Genomic DNA, 13,438 nt, shown 5'->3' on the forward strand with positions numbered 1-13,438 from the left:
GCCGTGAGGTTACCAATTAATTAATTATTATTAATTTACAACAATGAGCACAGAAGAAAGAGATGAATCTCAACCGCGTCCTAGAAAGGTGATACCAAGTATCAGACGGGAAAACACAGATCAGGAAGGTGAAAGAAAACCTTACAATCAAGGTTACAACAGACCTGAGGGAAACAACTATGAACGGAGACCATATAACCGCCCAAGCCGGGATGACCGCGGCGGTTATAATTCTTATGGGGATAACCGCTCATCTTACGGAGACCGTCCGAGTCGTCCTCGTACGTATGACAACCGTGAAGGTGGTGGTTATAACAGCAGACCTTCTTACAACAATCGCGACAATAATCGTGGTGGTTATAGCAATAACCGTGAAGGAGGTTATAATTCGAATCGTGAAGGAGGCTATAGTTCTAACCGTGAGGGCGGATACAATCGCCCTTCTTATGGCAACAATCGTCCTTCTTACGGAAACAATGATCGCTCTTCTTATGGAAACAACGATCGTTCTTATGGCGGTGGTTTCAACCGTCCTTCTCGTCCTAACTATGACGAAAGACCGGGCAGAGCCTATTCTGCTTCTCCGGAAGGGGATGCTGCAGGCGACGGCATGAAGAAAAGAAGACCGAGAGTAGGCGACACTCGTGTCAATTCTTACGACTCTCGCGACAATCGCGGTGGTGGCGGCAGACCTTCGTACGGTAATAACCGTGGCGGTGGATATGGCAACAACAGCGGATATGGAAACAGACGTCCGGGTGGCCAGCAGCGCCGTACTAACGATTACAACCCGAATGCCAAGTACAACTTCCAGAAACAGTTGAAGTATAAAGAAGTACTGGCTGACCCTAACGAACCGATCCGTCTGAACAAGTTCTTGTCTAATGCAGGTGTTTGTTCACGTCGTGAGGCTGATGAATTTATCACAGCAGGTAATGTAAAAGTAAATGATGTGGTAGTTACCGAACTGGGTACTAAGATTACTCGTCAGGACAAAGTGGAATTCAACGAAAAAACAGTGCAGATCGAAAGCAAGGTATATATCGTATTGAATAAACCGAAAAACTGCGTAACTACATCCGACGATCCTCAGGAACGTCTTACCGTTATGGATCTGGTGAAGAATGCTTGTCAGGAACGTATCTATCCGGTAGGCCGCCTGGACCGTAACACAACCGGTGTATTGCTTCTTACTAATGATGGTGACCTGGCTTCCAAGCTGACTCACCCGTCATTCAAGAAAAAGAAGATCTACCACGTATGGTTGGATAAGAATGTCTCTATCGAAGACATGGAAAAGATTGCTAACGGACTGGAGCTGGAAGACGGCGAAATCCATGCAGATGCAATCAGCTATGCCAGCGAAGACGACAAGAGCCAGGTGGGTATCGAAATCCACTCGGGCCGCAACCGTATCGTACGTCGTATCTTCGAATCACTGGGATATCATGTGACGAAACTGGATCGTGTATACTTTGCCGGACTTACAAAAAGAAACCTGGGAAGAGGTAAATGGCGTTACCTGAACGAACGTGAGGTGAACGCACTCCGAATGGGGGCTTTTGAATAATAGTAAGATTAGCCGGTAGTCAATACCGGCTATCTTGTTTTGATTATCTAAGAATAAACATATAAACATGGAAACAATTACTAGAACAAAAATTGTAGATGTACTGAAAAGTGAAGCTTACGGTACAACCGTTAACGTGAAAGGATGGGTACGTACCCGTCGTGGTAGTAAACAGGTCAGCTTTATTGCGCTGAATGACGGCTCTACAATAAATAATGTTCAGATCGTTGTGGATGTGGAAAAACTGGGTGAAGAATATCTGAAACCCATCACTACCGGTGCCTGTATCAGTGTGAACGGCGAACTGGTAAAATCTCAGGGACAGGGACAGAATGTAGAGATCCAGGCTACTGAAATTCAGATTTACGGTACGGCCGATCCTGCTACTTATCCGTTGCAGAAGAAAGGACACTCATTGGAATTCCTGCGTGAGATAGCTCATTTACGTCCGCGTACCAATACATTTGGTGCTGTGTTCCGTATCCGTCATAATATGGCGATCGCTATCCACAAGTTCTTTCATGAGAGAGGGTTCTTCTATTTCCATACTCCGATCATTACTGCTTCAGACTGTGAAGGTGCCGGACAGATGTTCCAGGTAACTACAATGAATCTGTATGACTTGAAGAAGGATGAAAACGGCTCTATCGTCTACGAAGACGATTTCTTCGGAAAGCAGGCCAGCCTGACAGTATCTGGTCAGTTGGAGGGTGAATTGGCAGCCATGTCTTTGGGAGCTATTTATACATTCGGGCCGACATTTCGTGCTGAAAACTCCAATACACCACGCCATCTGGCCGAGTTCTGGATGATCGAACCGGAAGTTGCCTTCAATGAAATTGCAGAGAATATGCAGTTGGCTGAAGACTTTATCAAATATTGTATACAGTGGGCTCTGGATAACTGTATGGATGATATCCAGTTCCTGAACAATATGTTTGATAAAGAGCTGATCGAGCGTCTGCAATTCGTCCTGAAACATAACTTTATCCGTCTGCCTTATACCGAAGGTGTTAAGATCCTCGAAGAGGCAGTGGCAAAAGGACACAAGTTCGAATTCCCGATATTCTGGGGGGCCGACCTTGCTTCAGAACACGAACGTTATCTGGTGGAAGAACATTTCAAATGTCCTGTAATCTTGACCGATTATCCGAAAGAGATCAAATCTTTCTATATGAAGCAGAATGAGGATGGAAAGACTGTTCGTGCTATGGATGTACTGTTCCCGAAGATCGGGGAGATCATCGGTGGATCTCAGCGTGAAGAGGATTATGAAAAGTTGGCCAGACGTGCCTCTGAAATGGGTGTGCCTGAAAAGGATATCTGGTGGTATATGGATACCCGTCGTTTCGGTACAGCGCCTCACTCGGGCTTTGGTCTGGGATTTGAGCGTCTGTTGCTGTTCGTAACAGGTATGACAAACATTCGTGACGTAATACCTTTCCCGAGAACTCCGAACAATGCAGAATTTTAAATAGAACTTCCCGGCTTTCATGTCGGGAGTTTTTCCTAATAAAAAAGGGCTTTTCAATTTGAAAAGCCCTTTTTTATTATCTATTCGTCATCCAGATCGATAGGGATCTGTCTTTTAAAAGCCTCTTTGAAAGATATCAGCGATTCTGTTCGGGCCAATCCCAAAGGTTGAAGTTTATTGTGTATGATATTTAACAAATGCTGGTTGTTCTTAGCGTATATTTTGATGAACAGGTCATATTGTCCTGTGGTGTAATGGCATTCCACTACTTCGGGGATCTTTTTTAATGCTTCTGTTACGGAGGGGAATTGTCCCGGTGATTTCAGGAATAATCCCATATAAGCGCAAGTCTCATATCCGACTTTTGTGTTGTCAACAATAAACTCAGAACCTTTGATGACACCCAGATTAGTAAGTTTCTGAATTCTCTGGTGTATGGCTGCTCCTGATACGTTACACTCTCTGGCAACTTCAAGGAAAGGCATTCGGGCATTTCCTATGATCAGTTTCAATATTTTTTCATCTAATTCATCAAGTTGATGGTGTGCCATAATTTCTGTATATTTGTATTTCTGTTTTTTATGTAAATTACAATTAGATACAAATATAGTCAAACTATAATGATTAGGCGATATAATTCGCCCAATTATTTTATTTCGTAAGTTTTCTTTTATTAATCAATCAATATTATAAGAGTATGAGTTTAAGTACGGTAATCGAATGCAGGCCGGTGAAAGATTTTTCCGATCCTTTATTGGATAAAGTAGAAAAGACATATAATGACTCCTTTCCGGAGGCCGAACGACGAGCGTTCTCTTTGGTAAGAGAGCTGGTGAAGGCGGAGTCTCGTTTTATTGTATACACATTATTCAGGAATGAGGTTTATGCAGGCTTTATTACTGCGTGGCAATTTGACTCTTTTGTTTATGTTGAACATTTTGCCATTGACGAGTCTGCTCGCAACGGAGGAATAGGGGCAGAGGCAATGAAGCAGTTTATGGCCTTATGTGATCTTCCGGTTGTGCTGGAGGTGGAAATACCTGCGGAGGAGATGAGTAAGCGCAGAATCGGCTTCTATGAGCGGCTGGGGTATGTCCTGGATAATCATGTCTACTATCAGCCGCCTTACCGCCAGGGAGAGGAGTTTCTGGAAATGCGTCTGATGACTTATGGTAATATTGATTTACAAGATGCTTTTGAAGAGGTGAAATCTTGTATTCACCGGTATGTATATGGTGTTAAGTAGATCAAGGTCGGTTTACTCCAATAAAAAAGGCAGAACTTAAAGTCCTGCCTTTTTTGTTTATTATTGAATTGATTAATCAACATGTTGTCTTGCTGAGTAACTAATCTTCAATGCGTATGCTTCACGAAGCGCTTGTTTTACGTCTGTAATAACACCCATCTTGGTTTCTTTATCCGCCTTGATAGATACAGTCATAAACGGCTGGTCTTCTTCTTTCATACTTGACTTTTCCTGAGCGATGTAGTCCTGGATTTCATCTACGTCTGCGATTTGATCGTTCAGCTGTAGACGGGTTTCAGAACCCATTTTAGCTCTCAATTCCTGAGTCGGTTTACCTACATAGATGAATGTTACCAATGATTTCTTTTCCAACTTCTGAAGCTCTGTAGCCTGAGGAGCCTGGAATACTACTTTCAAAGTTACTTCACGCATAGATGTTACCATCATGATAAAGAACAAGAAGGCAAATACCAAGTCAGGTAATGATGACGTATTTAATTCGGGCATTTCTCTTCCGCCCGCTTTGCTAAATTTTCCCATTACTTTTTGTCTCCATAATTTTTAGGTTCTGCTTCTGATATCTTCTGAGGATAAATCATCTGCACAGCCTTTTGTTGTTCTTCATCCAGGTCAGCGAAAGCTTTACCGAATTTCTTTCTTGAAACATCGTCTCTCAGTTCATTATAGGCTCTTGCCAATTCGTTCTGAACGTCGATGTAAGCTTGGTATTCAGTACCACGGTCGTTCTGCAAAGAGATAACGTGATTTTTCGTTACCATTTGTTTTCCAAAGAACGGTACGTCTACTTCTACTTTTTCCGGTTTATGCTCGTCGTTATAAGGATTCTCAATGAATTCTCTAACCTTGTCTTTCAGTTGCTTAATATCAATGAATTCGTTATTACAGAGAATCTGGTTGTTGCTGTTGATCAGCACGACCATGATATTTCTCTTTTTGATATCCATTTCTTCGTTTTTCTTCTGGTCTTTGGGTACAGGAGGCGGTAAACGTCTTGCCAAACCTTTATCTGTATCCATTGAAGTAGTAATAAGGAAGAAGATAAGCAACATGAAAGCAATATCGGCCGAAGAGGTCGCATTCATTGCGGGCACTTTTCTTTTCTTTTTTGCCATATAGCTTTTTGTTTTATCGGATTCGTTATTACTATATTATCTATTAAGCATTCTTTTTACAGATCCTGCAACAACAGCAATGATGATTAAAGCCATCAAAACAACAGTAGAATAAATCCACATGTCTGTTACTTTAAGCCAAAGAGGTACGTTGTATTCCTGAGAATCAGCATTCAAACCCTTCAAAGGAGTTGCGTCTCCCATTGAGTAAGTGATGAACAATACAGCTGCAAAAAGCACAACAACAACAAGTGAAGCTAATGCTGATTTCGGGCTTGTCTGCAATAGTGTAATGAATTGCCAAAGAGCAAACAATACTGTACTAATTGCTGTAACAAAGAATAGAACAGATGTCCAATTGATCAATAAACCTGTATATATAGGCTCCTTCATTTCGGCAGAAGCGTCTACAACTCCTCCCGCGTAGAACATACCCAGTATAACAAGGCTGATAATAGATATCAGTAGCAATGTCCAACTAGATATTTTTCTTATTTTAGTAACTGCCATAATTCTAAATTATTTTTTGAATTTAAGGTTGTATTTGATAACCATATCAAGCAATGTGATTGAAGCGTCTTCCATCTGGTTCAAGATAGCTTCCAACTTACTTAATAAATAGTTATAGAATACCTGAAGGATCAATGCAACAACCAAACCACCTACTGTTGTGATCAAGGCCACTTTCATACCACCTGCTACAACCGTCGGGCTGATATCACCAACCTGTTCGATTTTATCGAACGCCATAACCATACCTACTACAGTACCCAAGAATCCTAATGACGGAGCCATAGCGATAAACAATGTGATCCAAGACATGTTCTTTTCCAAAAGACCACCCTGTACACCACCGTAAGATACGATTGATTTTTCAACAACGTCGATACCCTGATCAATTCTCATTAATCCCTGATAAGCGATAGAAGCGATAGGGCCTCTTGTGTCGCGAGCAATAGCTTTTGCACCTTCAACATCGCCTTTATCAAGTGCATCTTCGATACCTTTCAATAACTTGTTAGCGTTAGTTTCAGCCAAATTAAGATAAATAATTCTTTCAAGGCAAAAAGCCAAACCGAAAATCAAAGCGATAGCAACCAAACTCATGAAGTCGGCGCCACCTTCAATAAACTTTGTTTTTAAAGCCTGATACATGCCACCTTCAACAACTTGTTCTGTAGCTTCCTGAGCGAATGCTACGGTAGAAGTTCCAAGGGCGCAAATACCCAAGAATGTTTTTGCAAAATACTTTTTCATTGTGTGTTTAATTTTTAAGATTAATAATTCTCTTATTTGTTTTTATTTTTGTTGTTAATAATATCCTCATGGTATTTAAAGCGGAGAGAGCGGGATTCGAACCCGCGAAACCCTTTAGGGGTTTACACGCTTTCCAGGCGTGCCTCTTCAACCACTCGAGCATCTCTCCAATTTTCAGCCCCTGCCTCCTCTAAAACGAGCGCAAAATACGAAAAAAATCGCATATCCAAACGTTTCAGTGCACAAATCTAAAGTTTTTGCTTGACATATACACAATATCTGACAGAATAAATTTTGTCTATCGGCTGAAAAAGTCAAACTATGCATGTTTATTAGTAATTTTAAATAAATCCAGCGCGTTTTTTCTTGTTATTTCTACTGTTTCGTCCAGTGTCAGGCCGTATGTGTCCGCTACCTTTTCTGCCGTTTTCCATATATATATAGGCTCATTTCTTTTCCCTCTGTAAGGGACGGGAGCTAGGTATGGAGCGTCTGTTTCGAGTACTATGCTGTTAATGTCGGTAGATAAAATTGTGTCCGACAGTTTTGAGTTTTTAAAGGTGATTACCCCGTTAATACCCAATTTGAATTTTTTCAATTTCTTAATCTCTTCCAGATCTGTAATTGTACCGGTAAAACTATGGAAAACTCCTGTTAGTTTATCGGCTCCGACTTTGTGGATGCTTTCCAGTACTTCCGGATAAGCGTCTCTTGTATGGATTGCGACTGGGAGATCCAGGTCAATACTCCATTTCAACTGTTCTTCGAATACAATTTTCTGCTCTTTCAGGTATGTCTTGTCCCAATACAGGTCGATCCCTATTTCTCCGATAGCACAATAAGGCCGTTTACCGAGATATGATTCTGTCTTTTTCAGGGCTTCGGCATAGTGTTCGTCCACACTTGTCGGGTGTAATCCCATCATAGGATAGGCGAAACCGGGGAATCGGTCGCATAAATTATGCATCCGGTCTATTGTTGTGAGGTCTACATTCGGCAGAAGCAGTGTGTCGATACCTGACTTCAGGGCAGCGTCAACCAGTGCTTCTTGCTCCGGGTCGAATTCCTCCAGGTACAGATGATTATGCGTATCAATTAACTTCATACGATTAAGACTGGCGATACATTAAATGATTAGTAACTTCTTTTAATATCGTTAATTTCTCAGCCGGTACATTTAATTCTGCCAGATGTTCCATAGCCTTGTCGTAGTATTTCTGCATTTTAGCAGTGACAATATCTTTCAGAAGCAATTCATTATATATAGTAGTGACAGCTTCGATTTTTTCAGCAGGTACAAATGTATCTTTGCTGATCCAGTTGTTTAAAATTGCTTTTTGCCCGGCAGAGGCCAGTTCAAAGGCATGTATCAGCATAAATGTCTTTTTGTTGCAGATAATGTCTCCACCGATATTTTTACCGAATGTGGCAGTGTCTCCATAAACGTCCAGCAGATCATCCTGTAACTGGAAAGCCAGGCCGATGTTTATTCCGAATTCATAAAGATGGATCGCATCTTCTTTAGAAGCCCCTCCGATGATGGCTCCTGTTTTTAAGCTGCAAGCAAGCAGAACAGCTGTTTTTAACCGGATCATTTCCATATATTCCGGTTCGGTCACGTCAGCCCGTGATTCAAATTCCATATCATATTGCTGACCTCCACAGATCTCGAGAGCTGTGGCAGTGAACAGGTCGAACACTTCTTTCAGGTGTTCCGGTTTTGTTTTTCCGATCAGTTGATAAGCGGCAATTAACATTGCGTCTCCCGAAAGAATCGCTGTGTTGTCGTTCCATACTTTATGAACTGTCGGTTTGTTTCTTCTTTTATCCGCTTTATCCATCAAATCATCATGCAACAGGGTGAAGTTATGGAATACTTCTATTCCCAATGCCGGATTGATCACATTGTCTACATTTTCCTTATATAAGTTGCAGGCCATTAATGCTAATGCCGGACGGATCCTTTTCCCCCCCAATGACAGGATATATTCGATCGGGTCATATAAGCTTTTAGGAGGATATTCGAAACTGAGTTGAGAGATTTCGTTTTCTATTTTTTGCAGGATCTTGTTGAAAGATAACATATAGATATTGAATTATGGATAAGACAAAATAAAAAAGGCTGCAAGTTTACAGCAGCCTTTTTAATATGTTTAAAAATTATTATTGTAATCTGAAGGTTACAGGTACTGTATATTTTACACGTACGGGTTTACCTCTCTGCTTACCAGGAGACCATTTCGGCATACTGTTGATCACACGCAAGGCTTCTTTATCCAAAGATGGGTCTACACCACGGATAACTTCTGCGTCAACGATAGAACCGTCACGGTTTACAACGAACGAACAAGTTACACGACCTTGAATACCATTTTCCTGTGCAATAACCGGATACTTGATTGATTTTGCAAGGTATTTCAATAATTCTCCTTGTCCACCCGGGAATTCCGGCATTGTTTCTACAACGGTGAAGATCTGTTGAGCGGATTCTTCTTCTTCTTCTACAACTGCGGGTGCAACGTAAGCTTCAACCTGTGCTGAGCTCTGGTCGTCCTCAGATGAGATAAGATCCACTTGATCCAGTTCGACATCATCTTCCACAATGTTCAGTTGTTCTACTGCAGCAGGTGCTGGTGGTGGAGGAGGTGGAGGAGGTGTGTCCTCCGGTCTTGTAATTTCAATTTCTTCTTCAGCGATGATATCTGCTACGCCTTCTGTTTGGACGATCTGGATATCACGGGTTCCCCATTCGAACCCAACGAATAGAACGGCCAGACCAACAACCATACCCATCAGGATACCGAGTGTTTTGCCCCCTTCTAAGTCCGCTTTCGGTGATTTCTTAATTTCCATACTCTTTATAATGTTTAAATATGTGTTTTCCAGTACGCAAAAATACAAATTATTTTATATATCAATAGAAAACAGGGAAAAATACTTCTGTATTTTCATTTTTTTTTGAACCGGAAGAAAAATAACAGCGATTATATACCTTTTTCCTGTTTTTTCCGTTTCTGTTTATGGTATATGTTATAACCGTATTAATATCTTTGTACGCATTTTGTTGAAAAATATGAGAAATATATTATCTGTACTGTTCCTTTCGTTCTTTTTGCAGTCTGTCGCGGCACAAACCGGAGAGCAGGTGTTTACGTTTTTGAATTATCCTTCATCAGCCAGGGCTAATGCTCTTGGGGGACATACCGTGTCCCTGATAGAAAGAGACCCTTCCCTTATTTTTCATAATCCGGCTTTACTGGGTGGTGAAATGGACGGTATGATAAACCTGAACTATATGAATTATATAGCAGATGTGAATGTGGGAAGTGCCCTTTTCACAAAAGCATTCCGTGAACGCGGAGCCTGGGGTGTCGGGGTTAATTATTTCCATAATGGTAAATTTATAGGGATGGATGAGAATAATCAGCCGACAGCAGATTTTACTGCGAACGATATTGCAGTGAACGGTTTTTTCTCTTATGACCTGTCGGAGCGCTGGCGTGGTGGTGTCTCTATGAAGTTCCTTTATTCCAATTATGATATTTATACTTCAGTAGGGCTTGCGGTAGATGCCGGTTTGAGCTATTACAATTCGGAAAAGGAATTTTCGTTTGGTTTTGTATTCAAAAATATCGGAGCCCAGTTGAAGCCTTATAACGATGATCGTCAGAAGATGCCTTGGGACATCCAGATGGGAATTTCAAAGAAGATGAATCATGCGCCTTTCCGTTTGTCTGTTACAGCCATGCATCTGAACCGTTGGAAATTCGATTATATCGACAAGACTGATCCCGACTATAAGGGAGATAATTTCGCTCAGGCCTTGTTTAAGCATTTTGTATTTGGTGTAGATTATATACCCAGTGAAAATTTCTGGATCGGCGTAGGCTTTAACCCGAAAACCAAGATGGATATGAAACTGCAGGGAGGAGGTAGCGGACTGTCCGGTTTCTCTGCCGGTGCAGGTGTAAAGATCAAAATGTTTGATGTTGGTGTCTCTTTCGCCAAATACCATCCTTCGGCGATGTCGATGATGGTTAGTGTTTCAACTACGCTGGCCGATTTTAAACCTTGAAAATATAATTAAGACAAGAATGAAAAAGATAGTAATTGCAATAGATGGTGTTTCTTCTACGGGAAAGAGCACTATGGCAAAAGACTTAGCAAAAGAAATTGGCTATACTTATATAGATACGGGAGCCATGTATCGCGCGGTAACATTATATTGTATTCAGCATAACCTGTTCAAAGGAGATCAGATCGATGAGGAAAAATTGCAGGCGGCGATGGGTGATATCCATATCTCGCTCCGTTTTAATCCGGAGACAGGACGTCCCGATACTTATCTGAACGGCGTTAAGGTAGAAAAAGAAATCCGTGGAATGGAAGTGGCAAGCTGGGTAAGCCCTGTGGCTACATTAGGATTTGTGCGCCGTGCCCTGGTGGCAATGCAGCAGGAAATGGGGAAAGAAAAAGGGATCATCATGGATGGCAGGGATATCGGAACAGTTGTTTTTCCGGATGCCGAACTGAAGATCTATGTAACCGCCAGTCCGGAAGTTCGTGCACAACGTCGTTTGGACGAGCTGAAAGCAAAGGGAGAAGCTGCTTCCTATGAAGAAGTACTGGAGAATGTCAAGACCCGCGATCATATAGATTCCACACGTAAGGAAAGCCCTCTCCGACAGGCGGATGATGCCCTGGTGCTGGATAACTCGAACATGACCATTGCTGAACAAAAAGCCTGGTTGCTTGTTCAATACAATAGAGCTATCTCTAATTAGGTAACAGTTACAATGATTGAAGTAGAAATAGATAAAGGCTCCGGCTTCTGCTTCGGGGTAGTGACAGCTATTGAAAGTGCCGAACGTGAATTGAACAATACGGATATTTTGTATTGTTTAGGTGATATCGTGCACAATAGCCTGGAGGTTGAACGGCTACAGGCACATGGCCTGCGAACGATCGACCATCGTGAGTTCTCAGCATTAAAGGGAAAAAAGGTCTTGCTTCGTGCCCACGGCGAACCTCCTTCAACTTACGAAGTTGCCCGGCAGAACGATATTACAATAGTCGACGCCACTTGTCCGGTAGTTCTTCAATTACAACGTAAAATACATAAAAGCTATCAGGAAAGCCGTATTAACAATACCCAGCTGGTCATATACGGAAAGAAAGGACATGCCGAAGTGAACGGCCTGGTGGGACAGACTGAAGGTACGGCAATTGTGGTGGAAAAGATAGAAGACCTGGATCGCCTGGATTTTGGTCGCGACATTTGTCTGTTTTCCCAGACTACCAAGTCGCTGGACGGATTCCGTAAGATCGTGGAAGAGATATATCAACGGAAGGCAGAAAATGCCCGTTTTGAATATCATGATACAATCTGCCGTCAGGTAGCCAATCGTCTCCCCAATATCAAAGCGTTTGCATCCAGCCACGACTGGATTTATTTCGTGGCAGGTAAAAAAAGTTCGAACGGTAAAATGTTGCTGGAAGAATGCCGCAAGGCAAATCCCAATACCATCTTTATATCGGAAGTGAAGGAGATCACCGAACCGCTTCCGGCCGGAGTGCGCCGGGTGGGTGTTTGTGGAGCGACCTCTACTCCGAAATGGTTGATGGAAGAGGTGGCTGTTCGTATTCAGGAGCTCAATGCAGGTCGTTGATAGAATGATTAAGATTTCATTAAGTTTAAGAGAAAATGAAAGGTTGTTGGCAAATAATTACTATTTTTGCCGCGAATAATATAAAATAAAGACGCTATGTCTACTATTAAATGTATTGGCATTTTAACGTCCGGAGGTGATGCTCCCGGAATGAACGCTGCCATCCGTGCAGTGACGCGTTCCGCTATTTATAACGGGATAAAGGTTAAAGGTATTTTCCGAGGTTTCAGAGGATTGATTACAGGTGAAATTGAAGAGTTCAGGACTCAGAATGTAAGTAACATCATCCAGCGTGGTGGAACAATATTGAAAACAGCTCGTTGTATGGAGTTCAAAACTCCCGAAGGCCGTCAGCAGGCATACGATAAGCTGATGGAAGAAGGAATCGATGCACTGATCGCCATCGGTGGTGACGGTACATTGACCGGAGCTCGTATTTTCGCACAGGAGTTTAATTATCCTATAGTAGGTCTTCCCGGAACGATCGATAACGACTTGTATGGTACGGATGTAACGATCGGATACGATACCGCTTTGAACACGATTATGGAGTGTGTGGATAAGATCCGCGATACAGCCACTTCGCACGACCGTCTGTTCTTCATCGAGGTGATGGGACGCGACGCCGGTTTCCTGGCATTGAACGGTGCGATTGCTTCCGGAGCTGAAGCGGCTATTATTCCGGAGATATCTATGGAAAAAGACCAATTGGCCGAAATGATCGAAAACGGTTTCCGTAAGTCGAAGAACAGTAGTATCGTTCTGGTGGCTGAAAGTGAAGTGACCGGTGGCGCAATGGGAGTTGCCGAACGTGTAAAGAACGAATATCCTCAGTTCGACGTCCGTGTCTCTATTCTGGGACACTTGCAGCGTGGTGGATCGCCTACGGCTCAGGATCGCATTCTGGCAACCCGTATGGGAGTTGCCGCGATCGATGCATTGCTGGACGACCAGCGTAATGTCATGATGGGTATACAGAACGACCAGATCGTATATGTTCCGTTCTCGAAAGCCATTAAGAATGATAAACCGATCAACCGTGATTTACTGAATACACTTCGCGTGTCTTCTATTTAAACATCCGGTTGT

At 42.4% G+C, this 13,438-nt stretch carries 15 protein-coding genes and 1 tRNA gene; 7 read left to right on the forward strand and 9 right to left on the reverse strand.

Annotation, left to right across the window (positions count from 1 at the left end):
- Positions 1-43 precede the first annotated feature (43 nt).
- Together HMPREF1536_RS13760 and asnS are read left to right on the forward strand one after the other, a co-directional pair.
- Positions 44-1,570 (forward strand): pseudouridine synthase, encoded by a 1,527-nt coding sequence (locus HMPREF1536_RS13760; protein ID WP_028729642.1) that lies wholly within the window; start codon positions 44-46, stop codon positions 1,568-1,570.
- Positions 1,571-1,637: 67 nt separating this feature from the next.
- The gene (gene asnS, locus HMPREF1536_RS13765) at positions 1,638-3,044 is read left to right on the forward strand and encodes an asparagine--tRNA ligase (protein ID WP_028729641.1); all 1,407 of its coding nucleotides are present in this window, start codon (positions 1,638-1,640) and stop codon (positions 3,042-3,044) included.
- 80 nt (positions 3,045-3,124) lie between these two features.
- Here asnS and HMPREF1536_RS13770 read toward each other — a convergent pair whose 3' ends face one another.
- Complete coding sequence (locus tag HMPREF1536_RS13770; protein WP_007654892.1) at positions 3,125-3,595, reverse strand: Lrp/AsnC family transcriptional regulator; 471 nt, start codon at positions 3,593-3,595, stop codon at positions 3,125-3,127.
- Between the two features lie 146 nt (positions 3,596-3,741).
- Here HMPREF1536_RS13770 and HMPREF1536_RS13775 point away from each other — a divergent pair, with 146 nt between their 5' ends.
- Positions 3,742-4,290 carry a GNAT family N-acetyltransferase gene (locus tag HMPREF1536_RS13775; protein WP_028729640.1) on the forward strand — a complete coding sequence of 183 codons (549 nt, stop codon included), beginning with the start codon at positions 3,742-3,744 and terminating at the stop codon, positions 4,288-4,290.
- A gap of 72 nt (positions 4,291-4,362) precedes the next feature.
- On the opposite strand, the gene HMPREF1536_RS13780 is transcribed toward HMPREF1536_RS13775, so the two are convergent.
- The 8 genes from HMPREF1536_RS13780 to HMPREF1536_RS13815 form a co-directional block, all read right to left on the reverse strand.
- Complete coding sequence (locus tag HMPREF1536_RS13780; RefSeq protein WP_028729639.1) at positions 4,363-4,830, reverse strand: ExbD/TolR family protein; 468 nt, start codon at positions 4,828-4,830, stop codon at positions 4,363-4,365.
- Entirely contained in the window at positions 4,830-5,423 is a 594-nt protein-coding gene (locus HMPREF1536_RS13785; RefSeq protein ID WP_028729638.1) for a biopolymer transporter ExbD, read from the reverse strand. Before HMPREF1536_RS13785 ends, HMPREF1536_RS13780 begins: the two co-directional genes overlap by 1 nt.
- 36 nt (positions 5,424-5,459) lie before the next feature.
- A complete protein-coding gene (locus HMPREF1536_RS13790) occupies positions 5,460-5,933 on the reverse strand; it encodes a hypothetical protein (RefSeq protein WP_028729637.1) in 474 nt (157 codons plus the stop codon).
- Between the two features lie 9 nt (positions 5,934-5,942).
- On the reverse strand, positions 5,943-6,680 hold the full coding sequence (locus tag HMPREF1536_RS13795) for a MotA/TolQ/ExbB proton channel family protein (protein WP_028729636.1): 738 nt from the start codon (positions 6,678-6,680) through the stop codon (positions 5,943-5,945).
- Positions 6,681-6,761: 81 nt separating this feature from the next.
- Positions 6,762-6,849, reverse strand: a tRNA-Ser gene (locus HMPREF1536_RS13800).
- Between the two features lie 150 nt (positions 6,850-6,999).
- On the reverse strand, positions 7,000-7,785 hold the full coding sequence (locus HMPREF1536_RS13805) for a TatD family hydrolase (protein WP_028729635.1): 786 nt from the start codon (positions 7,783-7,785) through the stop codon (positions 7,000-7,002).
- 4 nt (positions 7,786-7,789) lie between these two features.
- Positions 7,790-8,764, reverse strand: a complete 975-nt coding sequence (locus HMPREF1536_RS13810) for a polyprenyl synthetase family protein (protein ID WP_028729634.1) — start codon at positions 8,762-8,764, stop codon at positions 7,790-7,792.
- 79 nt (positions 8,765-8,843) lie between these two features.
- Entirely contained in the window at positions 8,844-9,533 is a 690-nt protein-coding gene (locus HMPREF1536_RS13815) for an energy transducer TonB (protein WP_028729633.1), read from the reverse strand.
- Positions 9,534-9,753: 220 nt separating this feature from the next.
- Here HMPREF1536_RS13815 and porQ point away from each other — a divergent pair, with 220 nt between their 5' ends.
- The 4 genes from porQ (at position 9,754) to pfkA (ending at position 13,426) form a co-directional block, all read left to right on the forward strand.
- A complete protein-coding gene (gene porQ, locus HMPREF1536_RS13820; RefSeq protein ID WP_028729632.1) occupies positions 9,754-10,755 on the forward strand; it encodes a type IX secretion system protein PorQ in 1,002 nt (333 codons plus the stop codon).
- Positions 10,756-10,774: 19 nt separating this feature from the next.
- Complete coding sequence (gene cmk / locus HMPREF1536_RS13825) at positions 10,775-11,464, forward strand: (d)CMP kinase (RefSeq protein WP_028729631.1); 690 nt, start codon at positions 10,775-10,777, stop codon at positions 11,462-11,464.
- Between the two features lie 12 nt (positions 11,465-11,476).
- On the forward strand, positions 11,477-12,349 hold the full coding sequence (locus tag HMPREF1536_RS13830; protein WP_028729630.1) for a 4-hydroxy-3-methylbut-2-enyl diphosphate reductase: 873 nt from the start codon (positions 11,477-11,479) through the stop codon (positions 12,347-12,349).
- A gap of 96 nt (positions 12,350-12,445) precedes the next feature.
- Positions 12,446-13,426, forward strand: coding sequence for a 6-phosphofructokinase (gene pfkA / locus HMPREF1536_RS13835; RefSeq protein ID WP_028729629.1), 981 nt, complete (start codon positions 12,446-12,448; stop codon positions 13,424-13,426).
- Positions 13,427-13,438 lie beyond the last annotated feature (12 nt).

Origin of the sequence: Parabacteroides gordonii MS-1 = DSM 23371 (assembly GCF_000969825.1) — a bacterium.
Lineage (GTDB): Bacteria > Bacteroidota > Bacteroidia > Bacteroidales > Tannerellaceae > Parabacteroides > Parabacteroides gordonii.

Excerpts from the sequence above, each read along its gene's own strand:
- HMPREF1536_RS13760 (WP_028729642.1), top strand. The coding sequence starts at position 44 with ATGAGCACAGAAGAAAGAGATGAATCTCAACCGCGTCCTAGAAAGGTG.
- asnS (WP_028729641.1), top strand. The coding sequence starts at position 1,638 with ATGGAAACAATTACTAGAACAAAAATTGTAGATGTACTGAAAAGTGAA.
- HMPREF1536_RS13770 (WP_007654892.1), bottom strand. The coding sequence starts at position 3,595 with ATGGCACACCATCAACTTGATGAATTAGATGAAAAAATATTGAAACTG.
- HMPREF1536_RS13775 (WP_028729640.1), top strand. The coding sequence starts at position 3,742 with ATGAGTTTAAGTACGGTAATCGAATGCAGGCCGGTGAAAGATTTTTCC.
- HMPREF1536_RS13780 (WP_028729639.1), bottom strand. The coding sequence starts at position 4,830 with ATGGGAAAATTTAGCAAAGCGGGCGGAAGAGAAATGCCCGAATTAAAT.
- HMPREF1536_RS13785 (WP_028729638.1), bottom strand. The coding sequence starts at position 5,423 with ATGGCAAAAAAGAAAAGAAAAGTGCCCGCAATGAATGCGACCTCTTCG.
- HMPREF1536_RS13790 (WP_028729637.1), bottom strand. The coding sequence starts at position 5,933 with ATGGCAGTTACTAAAATAAGAAAAATATCTAGTTGGACATTGCTACTG.
- HMPREF1536_RS13795 (WP_028729636.1), bottom strand. The coding sequence starts at position 6,680 with ATGAAAAAGTATTTTGCAAAAACATTCTTGGGTATTTGCGCCCTTGGA.
- HMPREF1536_RS13805 (WP_028729635.1), bottom strand. The coding sequence starts at position 7,785 with ATGAAGTTAATTGATACGCATAATCATCTGTACCTGGAGGAATTCGAC.
- HMPREF1536_RS13810 (WP_028729634.1), bottom strand. The coding sequence starts at position 8,764 with ATGTTATCTTTCAACAAGATCCTGCAAAAAATAGAAAACGAAATCTCT.
- HMPREF1536_RS13815 (WP_028729633.1), bottom strand. The coding sequence starts at position 9,533 with ATGGAAATTAAGAAATCACCGAAAGCGGACTTAGAAGGGGGCAAAACA.
- porQ (WP_028729632.1), top strand. The coding sequence starts at position 9,754 with ATGAGAAATATATTATCTGTACTGTTCCTTTCGTTCTTTTTGCAGTCT.
- cmk (WP_028729631.1), top strand. The coding sequence starts at position 10,775 with ATGAAAAAGATAGTAATTGCAATAGATGGTGTTTCTTCTACGGGAAAG.
- HMPREF1536_RS13830 (WP_028729630.1), top strand. The coding sequence starts at position 11,477 with ATGATTGAAGTAGAAATAGATAAAGGCTCCGGCTTCTGCTTCGGGGTA.
- pfkA (WP_028729629.1), top strand. The coding sequence starts at position 12,446 with ATGTCTACTATTAAATGTATTGGCATTTTAACGTCCGGAGGTGATGCT.